This window comes from Aphanothece sacrum FPU1 (assembly GCF_003864295.1).
Classification (GTDB): Bacteria; Cyanobacteriota; Cyanobacteriia; order Cyanobacteriales; family Microcystaceae; genus Aphanothece_B; species Aphanothece_B sacrum.
The window spans coordinates 674,620-696,177 of the sequence record NZ_BDQK01000013.1; the positions used below are offsets into that span (position 1 = coordinate 674,620).

General features: G+C 36.7%; 20 protein-coding genes, 1 tRNA gene and 2 pseudogenes. 11 read left to right on the plus strand and 12 right to left on the minus strand.

Going from position 1 to position 21,558, the window contains the following annotated elements; translation table 11 throughout:
- Positions 1-7: 7 nt before the first annotated feature.
- Complete coding sequence (locus AsFPU1_RS13820) at positions 8-685, plus strand: DUF502 domain-containing protein (RefSeq protein ID WP_124970807.1); 678 nt, start codon at positions 8-10, stop codon at positions 683-685.
- A gap of 195 nt (positions 686-880) precedes the next feature.
- On the plus strand, positions 881-1,519 hold the full coding sequence (gene nusB, locus AsFPU1_RS13825) for a transcription antitermination factor NusB (RefSeq protein WP_124970804.1): 639 nt from the start codon (positions 881-883) through the stop codon (positions 1,517-1,519).
- A gap of 42 nt (positions 1,520-1,561) precedes the next feature.
- Here the strand turns inward: nusB and AsFPU1_RS23445 are convergent.
- The 7 genes and pseudogenes from AsFPU1_RS23445 to hpsL form a co-directional block, all read right to left on the minus strand.
- Positions 1,562-1,630 (minus strand): annotated as a pseudogene (locus AsFPU1_RS23445) (hypothetical protein); the annotation flags it as partial.
- A gap of 100 nt (positions 1,631-1,730) precedes the next feature.
- Positions 1,731-2,624 (minus strand): glycosyltransferase family 8 protein, encoded by an 894-nt coding sequence (locus AsFPU1_RS13835; RefSeq protein ID WP_124970801.1) that lies wholly within the window; start codon positions 2,622-2,624, stop codon positions 1,731-1,733.
- A 7-nt stretch (positions 2,625-2,631) separates the two neighbouring features.
- Complete coding sequence (locus AsFPU1_RS13840) at positions 2,632-3,300, minus strand: HAS-barrel domain-containing protein (RefSeq protein WP_124970798.1); 669 nt, start codon at positions 3,298-3,300, stop codon at positions 2,632-2,634.
- Between the two features lie 178 nt (positions 3,301-3,478).
- A complete protein-coding gene (locus AsFPU1_RS13845; RefSeq protein WP_124970795.1) occupies positions 3,479-3,673 on the minus strand; it encodes an NAD(P)H dehydrogenase subunit NdhS in 195 nt (64 codons plus the stop codon).
- A 637-nt stretch (positions 3,674-4,310) separates the two neighbouring features.
- A complete protein-coding gene (gene hpsO, locus AsFPU1_RS13850; RefSeq protein ID WP_124970792.1) occupies positions 4,311-5,483 on the minus strand; it encodes a hormogonium polysaccharide biosynthesis glycosyltransferase HpsO in 1,173 nt (390 codons plus the stop codon).
- A 38-nt stretch (positions 5,484-5,521) separates the two neighbouring features.
- A complete protein-coding gene (gene hpsN / locus AsFPU1_RS13855) occupies positions 5,522-6,532 on the minus strand; it encodes a hormogonium polysaccharide biosynthesis glycosyltransferase HpsN (RefSeq protein WP_124970789.1) in 1,011 nt (336 codons plus the stop codon).
- A gap of 51 nt (positions 6,533-6,583) precedes the next feature.
- Positions 6,584-8,338, minus strand: a complete 1,755-nt coding sequence (gene hpsL, locus AsFPU1_RS13860; RefSeq protein ID WP_124970786.1) for a hormogonium polysaccharide biosynthesis protein HpsL — start codon at positions 8,336-8,338, stop codon at positions 6,584-6,586.
- A 145-nt stretch (positions 8,339-8,483) separates the two neighbouring features.
- Between hpsL and AsFPU1_RS13865 the strand changes: the two genes are divergently transcribed.
- Together AsFPU1_RS13865 and AsFPU1_RS13870 are read left to right on the plus strand one after the other, a co-directional pair.
- Positions 8,484-10,898, plus strand: coding sequence for a GH116 family glycosyl hydrolase (locus AsFPU1_RS13865; RefSeq protein WP_124970783.1), 2,415 nt, complete (start codon positions 8,484-8,486; stop codon positions 10,896-10,898).
- A 76-nt stretch (positions 10,899-10,974) separates the two neighbouring features.
- Positions 10,975-11,340, plus strand: a complete 366-nt coding sequence (locus AsFPU1_RS13870) for a zinc ribbon domain-containing protein (protein ID WP_124970780.1) — start codon at positions 10,975-10,977, stop codon at positions 11,338-11,340.
- On the opposite strand, the pseudogene nblS reads toward AsFPU1_RS13870, so the two are convergent.
- Positions 11,332-13,363 (minus strand): annotated as a pseudogene (gene nblS, locus AsFPU1_RS13875) (two-component system sensor histidine kinase NblS). The gene AsFPU1_RS13870 and the pseudogene nblS sit on opposite strands and share 9 nt — an antisense overlap.
- 180 nt (positions 13,364-13,543) lie before the next feature.
- Here nblS and AsFPU1_RS13880 point away from each other — a divergent pair.
- The 3 genes from AsFPU1_RS13880 (at position 13,544) to AsFPU1_RS13890 (ending at position 14,683) form a co-directional block, all read left to right on the plus strand.
- A tRNA-Phe gene (locus AsFPU1_RS13880) sits at positions 13,544-13,616 on the plus strand.
- A 184-nt stretch (positions 13,617-13,800) separates the two neighbouring features.
- A complete protein-coding gene (locus AsFPU1_RS13885; RefSeq protein WP_124970774.1) occupies positions 13,801-14,250 on the plus strand; it encodes a DUF29 domain-containing protein in 450 nt (149 codons plus the stop codon).
- A complete protein-coding gene (locus AsFPU1_RS13890) occupies positions 14,243-14,683 on the plus strand; it encodes a DUF29 domain-containing protein (RefSeq protein ID WP_124970770.1) in 441 nt (146 codons plus the stop codon). The genes AsFPU1_RS13885 and AsFPU1_RS13890 overlap by 8 nt, the downstream gene beginning before the upstream one ends.
- Positions 14,684-14,811: 128 nt before the next feature.
- Here AsFPU1_RS13890 and AsFPU1_RS13895 read toward each other — a convergent pair whose 3' ends face one another.
- Positions 14,812-16,182: an RNA-guided endonuclease InsQ/TnpB family protein gene (locus AsFPU1_RS13895; RefSeq protein WP_227873345.1), complete on the minus strand. Its 1,371-nt coding sequence runs from the start codon at positions 16,180-16,182 to the stop codon at positions 14,812-14,814.
- Positions 16,183-16,247: 65 nt separating this feature from the next.
- On the opposite strand from AsFPU1_RS13895, the gene tnpA reads away from it, so the two are divergent.
- Complete coding sequence (tnpA, locus tag AsFPU1_RS13900) at positions 16,248-16,679, plus strand: IS200/IS605 family transposase (protein ID WP_124970766.1); 432 nt, start codon at positions 16,248-16,250, stop codon at positions 16,677-16,679.
- Between the two features lie 90 nt (positions 16,680-16,769).
- On the opposite strand, the gene AsFPU1_RS13905 is transcribed toward tnpA, so the two are convergent.
- Both AsFPU1_RS13905 and AsFPU1_RS13910 read right to left on the minus strand, forming a co-directional pair.
- Entirely contained in the window at positions 16,770-17,540 is a 771-nt protein-coding gene (locus tag AsFPU1_RS13905; RefSeq protein WP_124970762.1) for an iron uptake porin, read from the minus strand.
- Positions 17,541-17,615: 75 nt separating this feature from the next.
- Positions 17,616-17,867 carry a DUF2442 domain-containing protein gene (locus AsFPU1_RS13910; protein ID WP_124970759.1) on the minus strand — a complete coding sequence of 84 codons (252 nt, stop codon included), beginning with the start codon at positions 17,865-17,867 and terminating at the stop codon, positions 17,616-17,618.
- Between the two features lie 76 nt (positions 17,868-17,943).
- Between AsFPU1_RS13910 and AsFPU1_RS13915 the strand changes: the two genes are divergently transcribed.
- From AsFPU1_RS13915 to AsFPU1_RS13925, 3 genes are all read left to right on the plus strand, one after another.
- The gene (locus AsFPU1_RS13915; protein WP_124970756.1) at positions 17,944-18,156 is read left to right on the plus strand and encodes a type II toxin-antitoxin system HicB family antitoxin; all 213 of its coding nucleotides are present in this window, start codon (positions 17,944-17,946) and stop codon (positions 18,154-18,156) included.
- On the plus strand, positions 18,153-18,338 hold the full coding sequence (locus AsFPU1_RS13920; protein WP_124970753.1) for a type II toxin-antitoxin system HicA family toxin: 186 nt from the start codon (positions 18,153-18,155) through the stop codon (positions 18,336-18,338). The genes AsFPU1_RS13915 and AsFPU1_RS13920 overlap by 4 nt, the downstream gene beginning before the upstream one ends.
- Positions 18,339-18,589: 251 nt before the next feature.
- Positions 18,590-19,459: a lipid kinase gene (locus AsFPU1_RS13925; RefSeq protein WP_124970750.1), complete on the plus strand. Its 870-nt coding sequence runs from the start codon at positions 18,590-18,592 to the stop codon at positions 19,457-19,459.
- A gap of 183 nt (positions 19,460-19,642) precedes the next feature.
- Here AsFPU1_RS13925 and AsFPU1_RS13930 read toward each other — a convergent pair whose 3' ends face one another.
- The gene (locus tag AsFPU1_RS13930; RefSeq protein WP_124970747.1) at positions 19,643-21,112 is read right to left on the minus strand and encodes a TldD/PmbA family protein; all 1,470 of its coding nucleotides are present in this window, start codon (positions 21,110-21,112) and stop codon (positions 19,643-19,645) included.
- Positions 21,113-21,558: the final 446 nt, after the last annotated feature.

The following is a 21,558-nucleotide window of genomic DNA, read 5'->3' on the forward strand; positions in this document are numbered from 1 at the left end:
GGTAAGTATGGAGAGTTTGGCCTCTGTGCAACGCTTCAAGCAAGATCTAAAAAATGATTTGATTGCTGGGTTATTGGTGGTTATTCCCTTGGCAACCACCATCTGGCTGACTATTACTGTCGCTAACTGGGTAATCAATCTTCTGACACGAATTCCTAAGCAGGTTAACCCTTTTGATGGTCTTGATCCGATCATTAGCTACTGTCTTAATTTATTGGTGGGGTTCGCGGTTCCCTTATTATGTATTTTGGTCATTGGGTTGATGGCTCGCAATTTTGCGGGTAGATGGCTCTTAGATTTGGGGGAACGAATTTTACAGTCTATACCCTTAGCTGGGGCGGTTTACAAAACCTTACAACAAATTTTAGAAACCCTCTTTAAAGATTCTAAGACCAAGTTTCGTCGGGTAGTTCTGGTTGAATATCCCCGTCAAGGGGTTTGGAGTATTGGGTTTGTAACAGGAACCCTCAGTTCTTCTTTACAATCTCATCTTAATCAACCTATGCTCAGTGTATTTATTCCTACTACCCCTAATCCCACTTCAGGATGGTATGCTATTGTTTCAGAAGATAATGTGATTAATGTGCCAATTTCCATTGAGGATGCCTTTAAAATACTGATTTCTGGCGGTATTGTTAATCCTAATCCTCCTCTACCTGTTCCTTTAACAAAACCCTACAATTGAGAAATGGCTTGAAAAACAATCTTATTCTTGACCAGAAAAAAGGTTTCAAGCCTCCTCTTTCAAGAGAATAGAAATAAAAATATTCGTTGTTTCAAGCTACCGAGTTGTTTGCGGTAGTAACTGATAACAGTTAACTGTTAACTGTTAACTGAAATGACCTAGACCTCATATTGCTCAACAAAGCTGAAAATTACTATGCCCCCTCGCCAGCAACCTCGCCGAACTTCTCGTGAATTAGCTTTATTGAGTTTAAGTCAAATTAAGGGAAATGATGAAACATTAGAACAGCAAGACTTAGATAATCTCGTTTTAGCCGCTATTCGTACCCTGACGAGTGAGGTACATGATGTTCTAGAAACCGCGGCCGCTGAAGTGACAAGGGGCAATGATCAGTTATTTAAGTATGAAACTAGGGCCACCACTCTCGAAAGTGGTAAAGCGATGATCAAAGAGGCTATAGATTTAACTCAAAAAGCCATTAATCGTTTGGCCACTGCCCTTGATTTACCTGAAACGATTAATCTATCAGGTCAATATGAAGTGCGGCAATATGCCCTAGAATTAATTGGGGCAGTTCACCGCCGACGCATAGAAATTGATCAAAAATTGGAATCCGTGTTGGTAGATTGGCATTTGAGTCGTTTACCGAAGATTGATCAAGATATTTTACGCATTGCGGTGGCTGAGATGTTATTTCTTGATGTTCCCCAGAAAGTAGCGATTAATGAGGCTATAGAATTAGCTAAGCGTTATTCTGATGAAGAAGGCTATCGTTTTATTAATGGGGTTTTACGACGGTTTACAGAACGGTTAAAGACTGTTAATCCCAGCTAATTAATGTTAACTAACTGCATAATCTGTATATTTCCTCATATATTAGGGTTGAAATCCTAACACGATATCTTGTTTATCAACTCCTAAATCTACTAATTCTTGACCAATATCAACATCAACAGTAGTTGAGAATCATAAAAACCCTGAAAATGCCTGTAATCATCTGAGTAACGGAATTATAAGCGATGATATTATATCGAACTCAGGTTACTTACTTCAAATATTCTTGAATTTTTCTCACAATAATTTTCTTTAGATATCCCATTTGAATTAAAATAAGTTGAGGCTTAGATAATGACCAAAGAGAATGTTTAAGATAGTACCAATAAACCATTTTTTTTTCATTATTAATCCAAATAAACCAGGGTTTTGAAGAACCCACAAAATGAATAATATTGACGTTATTCTTAAGGGTTGATAAAAAAGATAGATTTGTTTGATTCTTAGTCCGTTGGCCTTCATTATATAGTTTTTCTCTACCTAAATCTACCAAAAAATTCCATTCACTGCCAAGTATCAAAAAATTACCATCAACAATTTTATTAAGAGCATCCTGATCCCAATTTTTTATCATTTCTGGGTTATTTTTAGCAAATTCAAGAGACTGATTGCCGATATTATGTTCTCTCCATTTTTTCAAATTAATGAGCATAACGCCCGAATTAAAATATAAATTATTGTTAAGTTTAAGTTGTTTAGCATAGCTGTTGGATTGATTGCCATAAGCCGCGATATAATAGTCTTCTATATCAAGATCATAAAGTTTTGTTAAAGAATTAAGAACAACTAGATCTGAATCTAGATAAAGGATTTTGTCTACATTGTCCGGTAAAATATTACCAACCATTAATCGATAATAAGCAGCTTCAGAAATATGTGATGAAATTTTCAGGTTAGCAAATTGTTCTTTGGTTACTTCAAAAACAAAGAAGTTAAGTTTATTATTTATGTTTAGTTCTCCTAAGTTTTTACGTAATTTTTTTGAGGCAATATCAGTTATTATATAGAGATTAATAATAGTATCGGAATTATTTAAAATTAATGAAGTTAGGGCGACACCAAAATGTTGCTCGTATTGTTGATCAAAACAAAATAAAATATTCATAACATACTTAAAGTGTTATTTGACTCAAAATATATTGTAGTCTATCATAATCGTCTTTAAGCAGAATACTTAGAATTCTGCCGACTTTTACTAACCAATCTCGATCTGCTTTTCTTAATAAATAAATTTCCCTAATTGTAGCAGCGATTAGGGCTTCAGGTGGAGAGTCTTTAACTTGTAAAAGAATTCTTAAAAAGTCAACTTGTTCGCTAAAATGAATGATTTCTGACGGTTCACACTGATAAACCCCTTGATGAATTTGGGGGGGACGAGGGGGTAAATATTGATAGACTTTCCCTAAATTATTTCCATTACCATTGACTAGGTTTTGTGGTACTTCAAAACCGACAATTGTGGTACGAAATTCCGTTTTTAGCATAGCAAAAATTTGGGGTTGTTGTTCGCGCAAATCCGCTAAAGATAACCCCAAAGCCCTCGCCCGATGTACTGAATCAATGGGAGAGGTTGTCGCATAAGTCACAACCCCTATAATTTTATTACCTGATTCTTCATCAAAAGATTTTACCCAACTGCCAAAAGGGGGCATGACTGGAAAACTCAGTTCTTCGGGTTCAAGACACTGGGCTAAAAATTGAGTCGTCGCTGTTTCGATAACCTCAGCAATATGATTAGGAGAACGACTATCGGTGGCAAATTTGAGTAGGGGAAGACGCATGATAAATTCAGAAATTAAGGCTAAAATCAATGGTAAATTGATCAGTAGTAGGGTGCGTTGGGCAAATTGTTATTATTGAATCATTAATTACAATTTTTATGATGCCGTAACGCACCAATGCCTAGAAGTTTAGGTATGTTACGCTACGCTAAAACATCCTACTACAATTATCTTAAGGTTATTTTTTCTTGCCTACAGTGGTATCAACTGCTTCAATTTCCGATAATTGAAACGTGATTAATTTATCCCAGTTTCCTCCTTCAAATAATACGGCGGCTTTGCCATCACTGACGCGCTGAACTAATCCTTCAAAGCGATGATAAATATCATCAGAGTTGATCACTTTTACAGTTGTACCAGGTAAAATTAGCATAATTTTTTTGTTGTCAGTCAAACTAATATGTTTATATTTTAACAGATAAATCCTGTTTTTGATAACATCTCAGCAAAAATTAGTAATCGTGCCAAATAAATAACTCAAAATTCGTAAGGGCGAGTTTTTGTAGGGGCGGGTTTTTGGGTTCTACCGGATTTACTATGCTAAATTAATAATGAATAAAAGGCTAAAGCCTTATGCTATAGAAACAAAGTCCACCTTCGTGGACTAAATTCTAGGTGTGGAACGCCGCATACTTCGTCTTCGCTCAGTACAAGTCTTGCCTGTTTTGTAGGGGTCAACGTGGAACGCCGCATCTTTCCTGTGGTTGACCCCTACGATGAACGAGTTAAAGTCCTTTATTTGTAATAATAAAGCATAACTTGTCCGGTAGAACCGAAATTAAATAAACCCGCCCTATTTTCCTTGATTCTCAGCAAGAAGTTACATAAGCTGTTGTGCATTTAAACTGCTTATTGGTTAAATTGAAGGAAATAGCTACAACTTTCTTTCTTTTTGCCTTTTGCCTTGCTAATACGCATTTTAAATGCGTATTAGCTTAAACCCGCCCTATTTTCCTTTATTCTTACCAAGAAATTAAATAAACACTCCCTATCTTGATTTTATGGGATATTTATTTTTCTAAAAGTTGTTGATAAAACTTAAGTAATTGTTTAGCTAAAGCTTGATTAGTATATTTTTTTTGCACTCTTTGATAGCCTTTTTCTGCTAATTCTTGGGCTAATTGAGGATTTTCTATCAGTTGTTCTAAGCATTGTTGTAAACCGAAAGAATCTCCTTCAGAAAAAATTAATCCTGATGCTCCAATAACATGAGGAATTTCACCAGAATTAGAACCAATAACCGGAACTTTACAAGCCATAGCTTCAATCAGTACATGACCAAATTGTTCCTTCCATCCTACGGCAGTTAAGGTTTTAAATTTGTTGCTTGTTTCTGATGGTAATACTAACACATTCATTAAATTAATATAACGAGGTACTTCATCATGGGGAACACTTTCAATAATTAATATTTGATGTTCAATTCCCATTTTTTGGGATTCACTAAGAATTGTTTCTTTGAGTTCTCCTCGTCCTAATAATAATAGTTTCCAGGATGAATTAGATAAACGACTAACTGCTTTTAATAAAGTTAAAATACCTTTTTCTTCAACAAAACGACCCACAAAACCAATAACAAAATCTTCAGTTTTAATTTCTAATTGTTGAGCTAATTCTGGTTGAGATGAAGGAGAAAATAAAGTTTCATCTACTCCTAATTGGGGCATTACTTCAACAGCTTTTGTATATCCATGATCTTTTAAAATATCTGCCCCATCTTGATTCCCCGCCACTAAGCCATCAGTATAATTAAGATTATAAGATTCTAACAAAGAAATAGGAAATTTAGACTCATAGGGTAGATTCCACCAAGTGAAAAACAAATTTTTAGCCTTTAATTTTAACAGATTATTGAGAGTAATTAACTGAGCATAAGCCAGAGATTTAACACCTTGTTCGACTTGAATTATTTGCGGTTTAAATTGAGTAAGTAAGCTAATAATATCTAATCCAAATGTCAATAGTCCTTGGTTATTTTGACTAAAATTAGAGATAGGAACGATTCTAAAATTAGCTTCATTTCGAGGTTTAGTTTCAATAATTTTATTTTGTACTCCTCCTGGTTGCCATTTTTTAGGAACAACAATAGTCACTTCAATCTCAGGATCTAAGTTAGCTAAAATTCTAAATTTCTCACAATTTAGGGGAACAATGTAAGTATGACTAACTACTAAAATTTTCATGCTTGTATCTCAAAATTTAATATTAGAGTAAATTAAACTTACTCAAAATAAGTCGTATATTTTTCATCTTGTTGGCTATAAATTTGAGTATCATTATTTCTAGATTTTACTAAAGTTTTCAGAGCATCTATAAAACCTAAACTATAAAAAAAACCTCTAACCATAATTTTAATAGGTGAACCACTTTTATTACAAGGGGGATTACCTAAAACATGACAATCAAACAGTTTACTATAGAGACGTAATTGTTGATTTAGGGTTAAATTTTTTAAAGCCATAAGAAAGTGATTATGATAAAAAGTTACTTGATATTGAAATGATTTAGTGCTGATATCATGACAGCCCCCTGTTTCTTCTCCTAAATGAACTAAATAAGCTTCCGGTTCATACCAAATTTTATAGCCAGTTTGTCGTAATCGTAGACAAAAATCCGACTCTTCTCGGACAGCACTTCCCCGAAATTTTTCATCAAACCAAATATTATATTTAGTAAAAATTTCTTGACGAAACGACATATTACAACCTCGCGTAGAAATGACTTCTTGTGCTTTTGTAGTATGAACTAAATCAATATAATACCAAGCAATTCCAGGGTCCATTGCTTGAGGAGGTAAAGTGTCTATAGTATAAGGAAGATCGCCATTATTAATCTTTTGAGAATCAGCTAATTTCATACGATCTAATACCCGTCCAGCAACAGCCCCAATTTCAGGAAATTCTTGATAAATTCTACCATGAGTTTGTAAATATCCTAATGGTAATTGAACATCATCATCAATAAATAACATAATATCTCCTTTGGCTCTGCGCACACCATAATTTCTCGCTCCAGGTAAACTAGCCCAATTAACTCGAAACCAATTAATTTTATTGGTATTGGCCAGTTGTTCTAAATAAGTTTGAATAGCAGGTTCATGAGTCGGAGTTTGATCAATAACCAGAACCTCAAAATTGGGATAATCTTGTTTCAGGACATCTTCAAGAGTATCTTTGAGGGTTTCTTCACGTCGGTAAGTGGGAATGATTAAAGAAATGGCTGGGTAATTCATAAAAATTTGACTAAAAATTTGACACAAATGGCTGAGTCTTAATATTTTATTTTACGATATAGAATGCTTTTGTTGACCACGAATAACAGTTTTTTTGTTACCTTGTGCTGATTCTTTTTCTGCTTTTAATTTAGCTTGTTCTTGTTGATCAATTATCGGTAGTTTGAAGATTATACCAGCAAACATCCAATAATACAGAGCTACCGGATCAGTATCGAGAGGATACCAATAGGGGAAATAAGCAATAATTAACATAAATACCCAAAAACTAGAAGCAAAACTCCTTAAGCTTTTATCTTTCAAAGAACGATAAGATTTAAAAGCAAGAAAGGTCAAATGAGTAATGAAAATCATGAAAGCAGCTAATCCGAAAAAACCAATTTCAAATAAGAGTTTTGGGTGATAGGTTTCTACCAGAGAAATATCTCCAAATATACGAGTAGAATTAGTAGCAGTCCCTAATCCATTACCGAATAAAATACTTAGAGTTCCTTTAAGATTTTTTAGGGAAAAATTAAATTGTTCTTGAATAAAAACAGTAGGAGGAGACGTATTCCAACGACCAACTAAACTATCAATTCTTTCTTGAAAAAAATCTGGATTAACAAATGAAAATCCGATCAATAATACAACAGATAAACCAATTAGAATAGGAAGAAACTTCTTCAAATTAGCAATTTGTCCGGTTAATATTAGCAAGAGAAAAATAATTCCGGGAACGGCAGCTAAAGCCAATCGCTGACCACAAACAACCGCATTGAGAAATACTAAAGCTATACCGACTAATCCTCCCATTCGCCAGAAAAATGAAGTCTCACTAAAAGTAGTTGCAAAGCAAGTAGCCGCATTTCCGATTAAAAACCATGACCAGTGCCAAGGTGACACAAAAGTTCCAGGTAATCGAATTTGTCCTTGACTGGGACTATACAGAAGTGCGCCTCCAACTAAACACTTTGCATCTAAACGAGGTTTAAATAACTCCAATCCACTCAAATGATCTGTTCCTTTGCAACGTCCTGTTTTCAACATCCAATACTGGGCTAAGCCCAGGATACAACAGATAATTGCTAGGGTAACTAATAACCTTCCTAATGTTAGTAATTGTTTCTTATCTTCTACTAAATAATAAGCACAAAAAATTAGAGGTATATAGCCCATTAAAACCTTTAAACCTAATATACCTTGTAAAAAAGGAATCCCAGATTTACAAGCATTCTTAATGACTACTCCTTGGGCATTAAGAACATAGTCTCCATTGGCATTTACTAGAAATTTCTGAAAATTTGGATCATTACATTCGATGATAAATTGCTGCATCCCATTGACTAAGAAAAGGGTTAATAGGGCAGCTACTAAAAGTAAAATCAAGCTAGGAACTATATTTTTGGGTATAATAATTGGCTTCCTTTTACGGCGACACTCTTGTACAAGTGCAACTAAAGCAGGAAGATAAAAGATATCTTTAGAGACTTGGAATAAAGAATTTCCGCCTCCAATCCAATAAGTAGCAGTTCCACTAAAAGGCATATAAATTAGAAAACTCCATAAAGCTAATCGAGGATAATTATAAGAAATAACTAAAATTGGTATTCCTATAATAATTCCAAGTCCAACTTTAATTCCAGCAATTAGGATACCAGGTACACCTACAATAATTCCAAAAAATAGAGAAAATGCAATAAGACTTATGAGTTTTTGACGAGCTTCTTTAGCCTGTCGTTTCTCAGCTAATTTTTGCTTAATATCAACCGATGAAGATTCTGCTTGATTTTTAGAAGCTTTTTTTTTCCTTTTGGTTCGTAACATTGTATTTAATTTGATAAATTTACTGTTTTGATGGGAAATATTAACAATCTTTAGGTAATAATAAACTCTTAGACCATACTCAGTTTAAAATAATATATATATTTTATAGCTATTCCTCCCCTTTTTTCGATTACAATATAAACTCATGAAGACTCTATTTTCTCTCCCTAACATACCCTCTTGCGCTTGGAAACGTCCCATCGGTCAAGCATGGGATAATCCTTACACCGTGCGCTATGCTAGTAATTTAGATGATGGCCCCTCTCATGGAATGCCCCTGGGTGGGTTTGGGGCAGGTTGTATTGGCCGTTCCCCTCACGGTGACTTCAATTTATGGCATCTTGATGGGGGTGAACACATTTTTCGCAGTCTCCCTTCCTGTCAGTTTAGCATTTTTGAACAGCCTGAAGATGGAACCGCCCAAGCTTATGCTTTATGTACGGAACCACCTCAAGATCAAACTCTCTCTCGTTGGGCCTGGTATCCTCCAGAAAAAGGCACTTATCATGCTCTTTATCCCTGTAGTTGGTATGAATATCAAGGGGTATTTCAATCTCAATTAATCTGTGAACAATTTTCTCCTATTATTCCCAATAATTATCAAGAAACTAGCTATCCTTTAGCAATTTTTGAATGGACGGCCCATAACCCCACTGACAAACCTATTACCCTGAGTATTATGGTCACGTGGCAAAATATTGTCGGTTGGTTTACTAATGCTATTAAATCCCCTGAAATTACCGTTAGAGATGATGGTAGTCCTGAATACGAATATCAACCGAGATGGGGAGATAGTACTGGCAATTTTAATCAATGGATTCAAGATAATTTCAGAGTGGGTTTTATTTTAAATCGAATTCAACCCCATGAGCAAATACAAGAAGGAGAAGGACAAATTTCTATTGCCAGTATTACTAATCCGAGTTTAGAGGTTTTTTATTTGGGTAAATGGAATCCTAATAGTGATGGTTCTGATGTTTGGGACTATTTTGCTATGAATGGTTCATTACCTGATCAAGAAGATGAAACTCCGGCTGAACCTGGAGAACAAATTGCTACAGCTATGGCTATTCGTTTTACGATTCGTCCTGGAAAAACTCGTAAGATTCCCTTTATTTTAGCCTGGGATTTACCTGTCACAGAATTCGCTCAAGGAGTGCAATATTATCGTCGCTATACTGATTTTTTTGGCCGCAATGGTCAGAATGTTTGGGCAATGATTAGAACTGCCTTAAAACATGGTGATGTTTGGCGAGATAGAATCCAAGAATGGCAGTCTCCTATTATTAAACGGGAGGATTTACCTGATTGGTTTAAGATGGCTTTGTTTAATGAATTATACTTATTAACTGATGGGGGAACTCTTTGGAGTGCAGCATCTGAGACTGATCCTGTTGGACAATTTGGTGTCTTAGAATGTTTAGATTATCGTTGGTATGAAAGTCTAGATGTCAGATTATATGGATCTTTTGGATTATTGATGTTATGGCCTCGTTTAGAAAAGTCAGTAATGGAAGCATTTGCACGAGCAATTCCTAGCAGTGATGATACCATTAGAATTATTGGTTATAATCAAGCAAAAGGATTGCGTAAAGCTCAAGGAGCAACCCCTCATGATTTAGGGGCCCCTAATGAACATCCTTGGGAGAAAACGAATTATACTAGCTATCAAGATTGTAATCTTTGGAAAGATTTAGGCAGCGATTTTGTTTTACTAGTTTATCGAGATTATGTGTTAACAGGGGCTAAAGATACAGAGTTTTTATGGGAATGTTGGCAAGCTATTACAGATACGTTAAATTATTTGAAAGCTTTTGATTTAGATGAAGATGGTATCCCCGAAAATTCGGGCGCACCGGATCAAACTTTTGATGATTGGGAATTAAAAGGAATTAGTGCTTATTGTGGTGGATTATGGATTGCTGCTTTAGAAGCTGCCATTAAAATTGCTAAAATATTACTCGATTATCCCCCAATTAATCCTCAGTTAAAACCTCAAGATTATCCAGAATCTATTCATAATTATCTGACTAATTATCGTCATTGGTTAGAACAATCTCGCTCGATTTATCACTCTACTTTGTGGAATGGTGAATACTATAAATTGGATAGCGAAAGTGCCTCAGATGTGGTAATGGCTGATCAATTATGTGGTCAATTTTATGCCCGTTTATTAAAGTTACCTGATGTGGTAGAAAATGACTATGCACAATCAGCTTTAAAGAAAGTTTATGAAGCTTGTTTCTTAAACTTTCAAAACGGAAAATATGGGGCTGCTAATGGGATGAAATCTGATGGAACTCCCGAAGATCCTAATTCCACTCATCCCCAAGAAGTTTGGACAGGAATTAATTTTGGTTTAGCTGCATTTCTGTTACAAATGGACATGAAAGATCAGGCTTTTCAACTAACTGAAGCAGTAGTCAAACAAGTGTATGAAAATGGCTTACAATTTCGTACTCCTGAAGCCATAACCGCAGTAGGAACCTTTCGCGCAAGTCATTATTTACGGGCCATGGCTATTTGGGGAATTTATGGTGTATTAACAGACTTTAGTTAAGGTTATTAATTCTACTGATTTATAATTAAACAAAAAGATTATAATCTTAAAGAAAAATACGTCCCATTAACTGAGTATGTCTACTTGTCCTAAATGTCAGCAACCTGTTGATACACAAGCTATTAATTGTCCCTATTGCAAGACTCCTCTTAAAGCTTATGGACATCCAGGAATTCCCTTATATCAAGCTAGTAAAGAGGAATTTTTATGCGATCGCTGTTTATACGACGAAGATGATAGCTGTAACTATTCTAAACGTCCCTACGCCAAAACTTGCACCCTTTATCATGATAAGACTCAACCCTTAATAACACCAGAAACTATTAGTTTAACCCCTAGTAATCTTATTAAAATTATACAACGATGGTGTTATCGAAATCGGGGATTATTATTAGTTTTAGGTTTAATTGTAATTAGTTTAGCGATCGCCTTATCAAGATAATAAACTACTAGGATTAATTGTAACTTGAGGAGGTAAGTCTTTGAGTTCCTTAACTGACTCTTGAGAAGAACAATTTTCTTGATAAACCGCTAAATCAAACCAAAATGTAGTTCCTACTCCTACCTCACTAATTAGATGAATGCGACTATTATGTTTTTCCATAATATTTTTAACAATAGACAGTCCTAGTCCCGTTCCTTCTAAAGTATGAACTCGGTTTTCAACCCGAAAGAAACGGTCAAAAATTGCCTCTTGATCTTCAGGATCAATGCCAATTCCTGTATCAGATATCTCTATCCTAACTAAAGGTTTATTACAAGGAATAGCAGGATTATATTTGAGACGATAAGCACGAATGACAATGCGTCCTCCTGATACAGTAAATTTTAATGCATTCCCGACTAAATTAGTCAATACTTGTAACAAAAGATCGTAATGTCCCAAAACAAGAGGTAAATTGTCTTCAAGTTCCTGACCTAATTCTAATCCTTTATCTTTGGCATTAAGTTGATAACTGCGTAAAATTTGTTCAACTAATTGAGGTAAGTCAACCCCATGAAAATGATAAATTTTAGAAGATTCTAAACGGGATAAATCTAAGACATCATTAACTAAACGAGTTAGACGATCAGTTTCATGATTAGCGGTTTCTAGGAACTCTCGTCGTTCTTTTTCTGTTAAATCTTCTCCAAATTCAGAGAGAGTCTCTATAAAAGATTTAATATTAAATAAAGGAGTTCTCAACTCATGAGAAACATTGCTAATAAATTGACTTTTAGCAGCATTTAATTCCACCTCACGAGTGATATCTTGTACCGTCATAGCAATACCTTTCAACGTTTCTTTAGGTTGATCGAAAACCTGGGTTAATAGAATACGAACAATACGCTGAGTCGGTTGGGTTAAGGTAATACAAAATTCTGCGGGAGAAACCCCTGAGTCAGTTTCACAAAGGTCTAAAGATTTATTATCAATTTCTTCAGACTCCTGTTCTTCTTGTGCTATTTGTCGTAAAGGAACCGACAGTTCACGGGTTAATTCTGAGGGTAATAAATCAAGCACATTCTCGCTAATAACATCTTTTCCTTCCCAACCGAACATCCGTCTTGCCCTGGGATTAACTAATAATAATTGTAAATTAGTATCGAGTAAAATTGCCCCATCTACAATGGTAGAAACTAGGGTTTCTAATTTGGCTTTTTCTGCCCTTAATTCTTCAATATTCTGTTCTTCATAGCGTTCTAACCGTTCAGCCATTTCATTGAAACTAAAAATCAATTCTCCTAACTCTCCCCCCAGGGGAAGATTAATCCTTTGTTTAAAATTTCCAGTGGCAATATTTTTAACCCCAACTAATAATTCTTTGATGGGTCGAGTAATAGTTAAAGCATTAAATACAGCTCCCAGAATCACCATAGCCCAAATAGCCACAAAAACAGCAATAGTGACATCACGAGTAAGATTAGAAGAATTAACAACCGTTGGATTAGGATTAATACCAATGGCTAAAATACCGAGATATTTATTATTATGTCTAAGAGGAACAAAAACATCAGTTACTTCTCCATTAGGACTAGGATGTTGTCGGACTAAAGGTAAGTTCGTGTGTTCAATATCAGTATCAGGTAATTGAATGCGACGTTCAATAGTCAGAGAATTTTGCACTTCTGCGGCTGAATAAGGAATACCAAAGAAAATTTTACCCTCTTGATCCGCATAGATCAGATAACGAATACTAGAGGTACTCTGATAAAAACGACTGGAAAAACGGGCCACATCAGTTAAATTATCCTCTGCAATCAGGGGGGGCTACGTTGGACGATAATAACAGACCTAAATCTCGACCAAAGCGAGTATCACTTAATTGGGCATCTTGTTGGATACTGTTGACGGCCCAAAACGTTAAACCACTCATCAGTAAAGAGACGGCTAGGGTCGCTGCTGCCATCAATTTGGTTTGCAGGGTAAATTCCGACCACCAGCGTCTGATAATTTCTCGAACTTTTTGTAATAGACTTAGCAAGGTTAACTCAGATCCAAGATTTTAGTCACAATTAATTGTTTGCTATACTATAACCATTATGAACGAGATTTGCTGAGTATTTCCACTTCCCCAAAGTGTCAAGAAAAAATATTTGTTCAACCCCTTGCAATGCTCAAAAATATTTGCTATACTTGGCAAGGACTGATGAAAATTCAAGCCGCCGGGATAGCTCAGTTGGTAGAGCAGAGGACTGAAAATCCTCGTGTCACGAGTTCAAGTCTCGTTCCTGGCATTTTTCGGCTATCGCCCAGACTAACTCACTTTCGTCTTAAAGGGAACGCCGGAACGCCGGAACGCCGCAACAATTTCCCCATCCCACCAAAAATATTTACAGATGCGGCGTTGCCAACCTGAGTTCGATATAAGCTATATAATCAATTCATAAACTAACCCATTGAAAAGGAAGTTAGGAGAAAGTGACAACTAATCTTTACAATACAGATTTTGCCCTGTGGTTAGAAAAGCAAGCGATCGCGCTGACGAATCGAGACGTTCACTCCCTCGATTGGGATAATTTAATAGAGGAAATTGAAAGCTTGGGAAATAGTGATAAAAGAGATATTAACAGTCTGACTCATCGACTTTTATCCCATTTGCTTTTTTATCGCTATTGGACTGACCATAGAGAATTATATCTTGATGGTTGGGCGGAAGAAATTGACAATTTCCGCGATGATTTATTGGCTTTACTTGAAAGTAAGACGCATTACAATTACTTTTTGAGCCAATTTGAAAGTAATTACAGCAAGGCCTTGAAGGTGGCTAATAAGAAAGCAAAAAGGGCCAAATTATACGTCCTTCCTTCGTTTCCTCAAAACTGTCCTTTTACAATTGAACAGATATTAGATGAGGATTTTTATGCGTAAAGGTGACTTATATGAAGAAGATTACAACCTGTGGTCAGACCTACAGATTGCCGCTTTAAAAAATCGAGATGTTGACGCACTTGACTGGGAAAATTTAGCGGCAGATTTAGACTATCCAAAGTATTGGATAGATCATCAGTTAGTCATGGTGATCAGTTCTTTGCTCGAACTTTATGGCGACTTTAACGCCGAAGATTTTGAGAAATACCATTGGAAAACTTTTGTAGATACTAACCGATTCATGCTTAATGGTGTCTTGGAAGATTGGCCACATTATTCTGAAAAGATTAAGTTCGCTATTCCTAAAGCTTATCTAAGTGCTGTTAATTTAATGGAACGTCATGGGAAAGGCAAAGGTTTTGAGTTCAAATTCCCGGATACTTGTCCGTTTAGTTTTGAACAAATACTTGAAGATGGATGGTATCCTGCCTAAATTTAAAGAAAAATCAAGCTACATATTCGTCTTTTTTAAACAAAGATGATTCTGAATCTCGCAGGGATGCAACGCCAACTATAAGGTTCAACTCCTGCACCCTGGATGAAAAAGTTGAACCTGATGAACTACCCCGACTTTTGAGAAGTCGGGGTTTCTAAATCCCCCAGACTTTTATTATTTTGTCGAGACTTTTGTCGCTTCATTTCCCCCATTTGCTTCATCGATCCCGTATGTTTACGAGTTTTAGAAGTAGAGATGGTGAGATCCACGATTTCGAGGCGAGTTCCTAGCCCCGTTTGTTGATTAGTTACCACATTATACATGACCATTACACTCGATTTGTCCCTTCCTTTTTCAAAGTGACAGTTATCACAAATATGATAACGATTTGACAAATCAGCCCAATGTTTATGAACAGTTCCACATTGGGGACAGCGTTGAGAAGGTTTAATCTTTTTGGTGGGTAAAAAGATAACTAACCCCCCCTTACTTTGAACTTTATAAGTGATTTGTTGATTGAGAGTTCCAAAGCCAACATCTAAGATAGACCTATTCAATCTGGGTTTTTGATGTTTACGTTTACTCCCTTTTTTGGCCTTACGGGTCATGTTTTTTGTCTCTAGCTTTTCCGTAACAACGATGTCATAACGACTAGCGATTTCTCTTGTTACTTGATGCTGCCAATTCTTTCGTTGATTGGCTACTTTTCTTTGAAGCTTCGAGACTTGCTTTCTCGCTTTTTTCCACCGTTTTGAAGCAGGAATTTTCTTGTTATGATTGGGGCTTCTTTTCCTCCTTAGTTTCTTAGATAATCTCTGGACTTTTTCTTCAGACTGACGAACAAAACGCGGATTTTCTAATTCAATAAAATCTTCTCCATCATATCCAGTTAAGGCTGTTTGAGTGCCTAAATCAACCGCTAAAATCGATTGATAACTTAAGGTACTCTCTGAGCCAAATTTTGAGTTTGGGACTTCTACATTCACCGTAAAACTGGCATACCATTGATTAAGATAAGGTTTATAAATAATCGTCAAAGTTGTGGGAGTTCCCCACTGATGAACTTGACCTCTTATCCTTATATTTATCCCTAAATCATTAAGAACAACTTGACCATGTTTCCCATTAGTCAAAGCTTTCCAACCACTATAAGCTGGATAAGTCCAACCTGAGTAATTACGAATGGATTGAAATTTCGGTCTTTTTGATAATCCTTTAAAGAATCTGTTGTAACTTAAGTCAACTCTTTTTAGGGTAGCTTGTAAAGTTTGAGAATGGAGTTCCTTGTATTCTGGCCAATCTTCTTTGAAAGCAGGTAAAACATTTTGTTGTTGCAGATAAGTCACCGATTTCCCAAATCTTTCATATTCCGTTTTTCGATGAGAAATTGCTGCATTGTATAGGTAGCAATGCAATCGTCTTGCCTCAAACAGTTTTGACGTTTGGGCAACATTAGGATACAGTCGAAAAGTATATCGTCTAGTAACGATGGGCATTAAAGCTATGCTCTACAACTTACTTGATTCTCTGCTTAACACAATTATATCTTATTTATCCCATAATGCAACCAAACCAACTAAGAAAAAGTTCTCATGCTGTTTTTTCTATTCATCTTCATGTTATTTTTGTGACTAAATACCGTAGAAAAGTCTTGCTTGGTCTTATGTTAGACGATATCAAAGAAGTTTTTGAAAGAGTATTAAGTGCTAATCAAAGCTTTTTAGAAGAATGTAATCTAGAACCTGACCATATCCATCTATTGATTGACCTTCATCCTAATAATAATATCTCTAATTTGATTGCTTCACTCAAATCAGCAAGTAGTCGAATTCTCCGACAAAAATATCCTGAACATATTGCTAAATTTTACTGGGGAAGGAATGCTAAATTATGGCATGATTCTAAATGTATTGTTTCTTGTGGTGGCGCACCTTTAGAATTAGTCAAGCAATATATCCAAAATCAATCTGGCGGACTCGAAACGAAGAAATAATGACGCTACGCGGGTTTATTTTTTGGTCGGGCATTCATCCCTACCTTATAGAAGGATAGGGAATTCTGCCCGACATTTGGTTAAATTAAGTTAAGGCATAATGGGAATCTGTTGTTGTCTGATATAGATTTCCGATGCCCCAGGAGTCTGCGTACGGATATACTCAGGATTGGCCGTTAAAGACGTATTAAACGGATTAGAAATGTCAGGAGTGCGAATTCTTGGTCCGGCCGTTTGCTGTCGCAAAGCATCATGATAGATGGTTTCAAAGGTTTCCCCATCACTAGCAATTTGATTATCAAAGTAAGAACCCGAAGAAGTACGCCAACCGAAAATATTGTTCATTTGACCTGATATATCAGTACTTTCGTAAAATCGCCCTGTTTCGTTATAAAATGCTCTATTAAACACATTGATCACGTGATCCCCTGGTTCTGTGGGAATGGCTTGAACCCCTGGTTGAGTTCTCTGATAGGCCCCTTGTCCCTGACTTTTGGCCTCTAATAAACGCCGTTCGAGTTGTTCTAGACAAGCATTTAAACCGGCCGCAAATTCATTACGACTTAAAGGGCGATCGCCTCGATAAGTCTGATCCGGATATCCGACAATACAGCCATAATTTTCTACTAAATTTTTTAACGCTTGGTAAGACCAATCAACGGGAGAAACATCTCGCAATTGTTGAATACTGTTAAGCTGATGTAAGGTTTTCTCATAATCTGGGACTTGGTTAAGTCTTGGATTCACCGTCGAAGGGGATACAGGGGAGGCTATAGGTTCGTTAGCTTGGACAGGGGTTAGACTTGTACTCCCCACCATAACTGACCCCATCAATAAAACGGGCCACAAAAATTTAGACATGATTAGTGTTTTCCTTTCACGTTCTATCTTAGTGTATTATTATAGTGTGATCGCCGCTACTGTGGAAGAATTAACTCACGAATTTCCAGAGGACGGAGCAGGTGAACCCCGCAACATTCCTTCCGTACTCAGATCTTCGTCTATGTCATCCCAGTGAATTCCATATCCACCACCGCAAACTTCCCAATTTGAACGTTGTTCGGGTGTGGCATTCAGTAGCCTTGGGTACCAAGCTAGAGGTACGGTAATAGTCCGCCCATCCATTAAATCAACGCTAACGGTTTCTTCCGTGAAGTAAACATTTTTAACTAATTTATGGTTATTCATTAATTGATTTAGATGAGATTTTTGTTAAAATATTGTAAGTCAAGAATTAAAACCTTCATATTAGATAAAATTATTTATGGATACTCCATTTACGGCAATTATTAAAAAAGATGGGGATTGGTGGATTGGATGGATCGAAGAAGTAAAAGGGGTCAACGCTCAGGAATCTACAAAAGAAGAACTTATTGAAAGTCTAAGAGAAGCCTTAAAAGATATTTTAGAGCTAAATCGAGAAGAAGCTCGTCAAGAAGCAGCCGAAAACTACGAGGAAATTCTAATTATTCCATGAAGCGAAGTGATTTGATTCGATATCTTGAACAACATGGATGTGAGTTGCTTCGTGAAGGATCTCGACATTCTATCTGGTGGAAACCAGCAACAAAAGATAAAACCGCCATTCCTCGTCATAGAGAAATAAAAGAGTTTTTAGCCAAGAAAATCTGTAAAGATCTCGATATTCCATCAGTATAACCTACAAGATCTAAGTGCGGTCTTGCTTTACAAGTGCGGATGCAACGCGCACGAGTGTAGGGTGCGTTAATGAAATGTAACGCACCTAATTTATGGTTATTCATTAATTGATTTAATGGTGGATTACGCGCAGGCTAATCCACCCTACAGTGCGATCTATACTTTTGATGGCAATCGATAAAATTAAACAATGATCACGGAGTTGGTTATAGTTAAAGCAGGATCGTGATAGTTAGAAATTCAGTAAACCCATGACAAAACGGGCCCTCCTATTAGTTAACCGTCACTCTCGCCAAGGCCAAAGTAATTTTGCCCAAGCGGTAGATATTTTAAATGATTTGGGGTTTGAACTGATCGTTGTCCCCATTAAAGATTCTGAAGCCTTGCCCAAATTAGTACGACATCATGGCCAAAACGTTGATCTCGTCATTGTGGGGGGAGGAGACGGAACCCTCAATGCAGTTGTAGATAGTTTAGTAGAAATGAATCTCCCTCTAGGTATTTTACCTTTGGGAACGGCTAATGATTTGGCCCGAACCCTAAACATTCCTCTTACTATTCCCCAAGCGTGTCAGGTGATCGCCAAAGGATACATCAAATACATCGATCTTGGTTGGGTTAATAATAAATACTTTTTCAATGTAGCTAGTCTAGGATTAAGTGTAGACATTACCCAAAAACTCTCAAAAGGGGCTAAAAGACGTTGGGGAATACTCGCTTATGGGTTTACTGCTTTACAAGTTATTAGCCAAACTCGTCCTTTTCATGCCCAAATTTGCATTAATGAGGAATTAATAGAGGTTAAAACTATTCAAATTGCCGTAGGTAACGGACGCTTTTATGGGGGAGGAATGGCGATCGCCGAAGATGCTACTATTGATGATCAGCGTTTAGACATTTATAGCCTAGAAATTAAACATTGGTGGCAAATTTTCCCCCTGTTATGGAAGTTACCTCAAGGACAACAAGGGGCCTTAACTTGGGTACGAACCTTACAAGGGGAAAAAGTGGAAATTTATACCCGCAAACGTCAAAAGATTAACACTGATGGGGAAATTACTGCCACAACCCCTGCTACTTTTGAAGTGATACCAAAAGCTTTAGGGGTGTTAGTTCCCTGAAGTTTAACAGTTATAGCAGAAGGCAACAGTTCGTAGGGTGGGTTAGACGCGGCTATGATTTTGATGAAAAACTAATAAGTTTAAAGGCGCGTCGTAACCCACCATCTTAAGTATTGTAGCTCCGACATACATTTTACACCAAGATGTCGGGTGATAACTGATAACTGTTTACTGTTAACTGGTTTAACGACCTCCGACGGTAATTTTATCTACTTTTAGATGAGGTTGACCGACAGTAACATAAATACTGCCACTGACGGAACCACAGAAACCTGGGGCTAGTCCTAAGTCTTGGGAACACATGGAAATTTCGGTCATAATATCTTTAGCTGTGCCAATCAGAGTTGCGCCCTTAAGTGGTTTGGTAATTTGACCTTTTTCAATCAAATAAGCTTCAGAAACGGAAAAATTAAACTCTCCTGTTGCGCCAACACTTCCCCCTCCCATTTGCTTACAATAAATGCCTTTATCAATAGAGGCAAAAAGATCATCTAGGGAATAATTACCAGGGGCAATATAAGTGTTCCGCATCCGAGAAGCTGCCGCATAAGCATAACTTTGACGACGACCGCTACCCGTGCGAGGATGACCTGTACGCATTGATCCGGTGCGATCAGCTAAAAAGTTCTTCAGGATGCCGTTTTCAATCAATAGGGTTCGTTGAGTGGGCATTCCTTCATCATCCATATCAAGAGTACCAAAGGCTTTATCGGATCGTCCTTCATCCCAAGCGGTGAGATTTTCGTGGGCAATTTTTTCACCTTTTTTATCCATAAAGGGGGTGGTTTTATGTTCAATTTGAGTGGTTTCTAATAAGTGTCCACAAGCTTCATGAAAGATGACTCCACCAAATTCATTAGCCATAATTACAGGATAATTACCTGATTCTACAAAGTCAGCATAGAGCATTTTTCCTGCTGATTCTGCTACACTTTCGGCTGCAGTTTCGTAATTCCATTGTCGCAAAAAATGAGGGTCACTGGTATCGCCAAATCGTTTACCAATGGAGGAACGATAAGTACCATCTGCACAGAATAAAGAATAACTGACAGATTGAGTTAAGCGGATATCTCTGGCAAATGTGCCATCACTAGTAGCGATTAATATTTCTTGCCAGTCTCGAAAATACATGGCGCGGCGAGATTGAGCATGAGAGGCTTTTTGTGCTAAATTATAGTTAGCTTTGAGGAGAATTTCTCCCATTTCTTCCATTGAACTACATTGAGATAACCAGGTTTCTTTCTCTTTAGCGGTTGCGTAGTCCCGTAACATTTCTAAGTTAATTTCTGGGATGTAGGAATTAGGAGAAGGTAAGGTTAAACCAAGAATAGATAATCCTTTTTCTAATGCTATTTTTAATCCAGTAAAACTGACATCATTGGTGCTGACATAACAGTCTGCTTTGCCTTTAAAAATTCGTATTCCTGCCCCTGTAGAAAGACGGGGAGAAATACTGGTGATAGCATCTTCTTCTGCTAATGAACTGATATAATTAACTCGTTCGATGAAGAATTCAATTAAATCTGCTCCTGCTGCTCTTCCTAATCCCAATAAAGTTGATAGGGGTTCTTGCCAAGTATTATCAAAGCGATCGCGGCTAGAATGATAAGTTAATTGAGGTAGTTCTTTAGATATTAACAATGTGGGTGACATAGATATTTTACCTGGTTGTGCTTTGACAATACACTATTATAATTCTATTGTTTTTTTGCCATAAATATAATTATAACAATTTTTAGTTCTACCGGACAAGTTATGCTAAATTATTACAAATGATAGACCTTAACTCGTTCATAGTTAAGCTATACAAAACAGGCAAGATGCGGCGTTCCATACTTAGAATGGGTGTCCGCGCAGGCGGACTTAGTCTTTATAGGATCAGACATAAGGTCTGTCATTAATTATTAATTTAGCATAGTTTGTCCGATAGAACCCAACTTTTTAATTGTATGTAGGGGCATGGCATCAAAAAACCTTAAAACCCCACCAAAACCTTAAAATTGCCATGCCCCCGTAGATTGGCTAGGGATGCAGTCTTCAGAAAAAGTCATCACTTGAAATCCTTTCTTTGTAAGCGATTGATCCAGTTTTGACTTAAA

Coding starts and splice junctions, on each gene's coding strand:
- AsFPU1_RS13820 (WP_124970807.1), top strand. CDS start 8: ATGGAGAGTTTGGCCTCTGTGCAACGCTTCAAGCAAGATCTAAAAAAT.
- nusB (WP_124970804.1), top strand. CDS start 881: ATGCCCCCTCGCCAGCAACCTCGCCGAACTTCTCGTGAATTAGCTTTA.
- AsFPU1_RS13835 (WP_124970801.1), bottom strand. CDS start 2,624: ATGAATATTTTATTTTGTTTTGATCAACAATACGAGCAACATTTTGGT.
- AsFPU1_RS13840 (WP_124970798.1), bottom strand. CDS start 3,300: ATGCGTCTTCCCCTACTCAAATTTGCCACCGATAGTCGTTCTCCTAAT.
- AsFPU1_RS13845 (WP_124970795.1), bottom strand. CDS start 3,673: ATGCTAATTTTACCTGGTACAACTGTAAAAGTGATCAACTCTGATGAT.
- hpsO (WP_124970792.1), bottom strand. CDS start 5,483: ATGAAAATTTTAGTAGTTAGTCATACTTACATTGTTCCCCTAAATTGT.
- hpsN (WP_124970789.1), bottom strand. CDS start 6,532: ATGAATTACCCAGCCATTTCTTTAATCATTCCCACTTACCGACGTGAA.
- hpsL (WP_124970786.1), bottom strand. CDS start 8,338: ATGTTACGAACCAAAAGGAAAAAAAAAGCTTCTAAAAATCAAGCAGAA.
- AsFPU1_RS13865 (WP_124970783.1), top strand. CDS start 8,484: ATGAAGACTCTATTTTCTCTCCCTAACATACCCTCTTGCGCTTGGAAA.
- AsFPU1_RS13870 (WP_124970780.1), top strand. CDS start 10,975: ATGTCTACTTGTCCTAAATGTCAGCAACCTGTTGATACACAAGCTATT.
- AsFPU1_RS13890 (WP_124970770.1), top strand. CDS start 14,243: ATGCGTAAAGGTGACTTATATGAAGAAGATTACAACCTGTGGTCAGAC.
- AsFPU1_RS13895 (WP_227873345.1), bottom strand. CDS start 16,182: ATGCCCATCGTTACTAGACGATATACTTTTCGACTGTATCCTAATGTT.
- tnpA (WP_124970766.1), top strand. CDS start 16,248: ATGCAACCAAACCAACTAAGAAAAAGTTCTCATGCTGTTTTTTCTATT.
- AsFPU1_RS13905 (WP_124970762.1), bottom strand. CDS start 17,540: ATGTCTAAATTTTTGTGGCCCGTTTTATTGATGGGGTCAGTTATGGTG.
- AsFPU1_RS13910 (WP_124970759.1), bottom strand. CDS start 17,867: ATGAATAACCATAAATTAGTTAAAAATGTTTACTTCACGGAAGAAACC.
- AsFPU1_RS13915 (WP_124970756.1), top strand. CDS start 17,944: ATGGATACTCCATTTACGGCAATTATTAAAAAAGATGGGGATTGGTGG.
- AsFPU1_RS13920 (WP_124970753.1), top strand. CDS start 18,153: ATGAAGCGAAGTGATTTGATTCGATATCTTGAACAACATGGATGTGAG.
- AsFPU1_RS13925 (WP_124970750.1), top strand. CDS start 18,590: ATGACAAAACGGGCCCTCCTATTAGTTAACCGTCACTCTCGCCAAGGC.
- AsFPU1_RS13930 (WP_124970747.1), bottom strand. CDS start 21,112: ATGTCACCCACATTGTTAATATCTAAAGAACTACCTCAATTAACTTAT.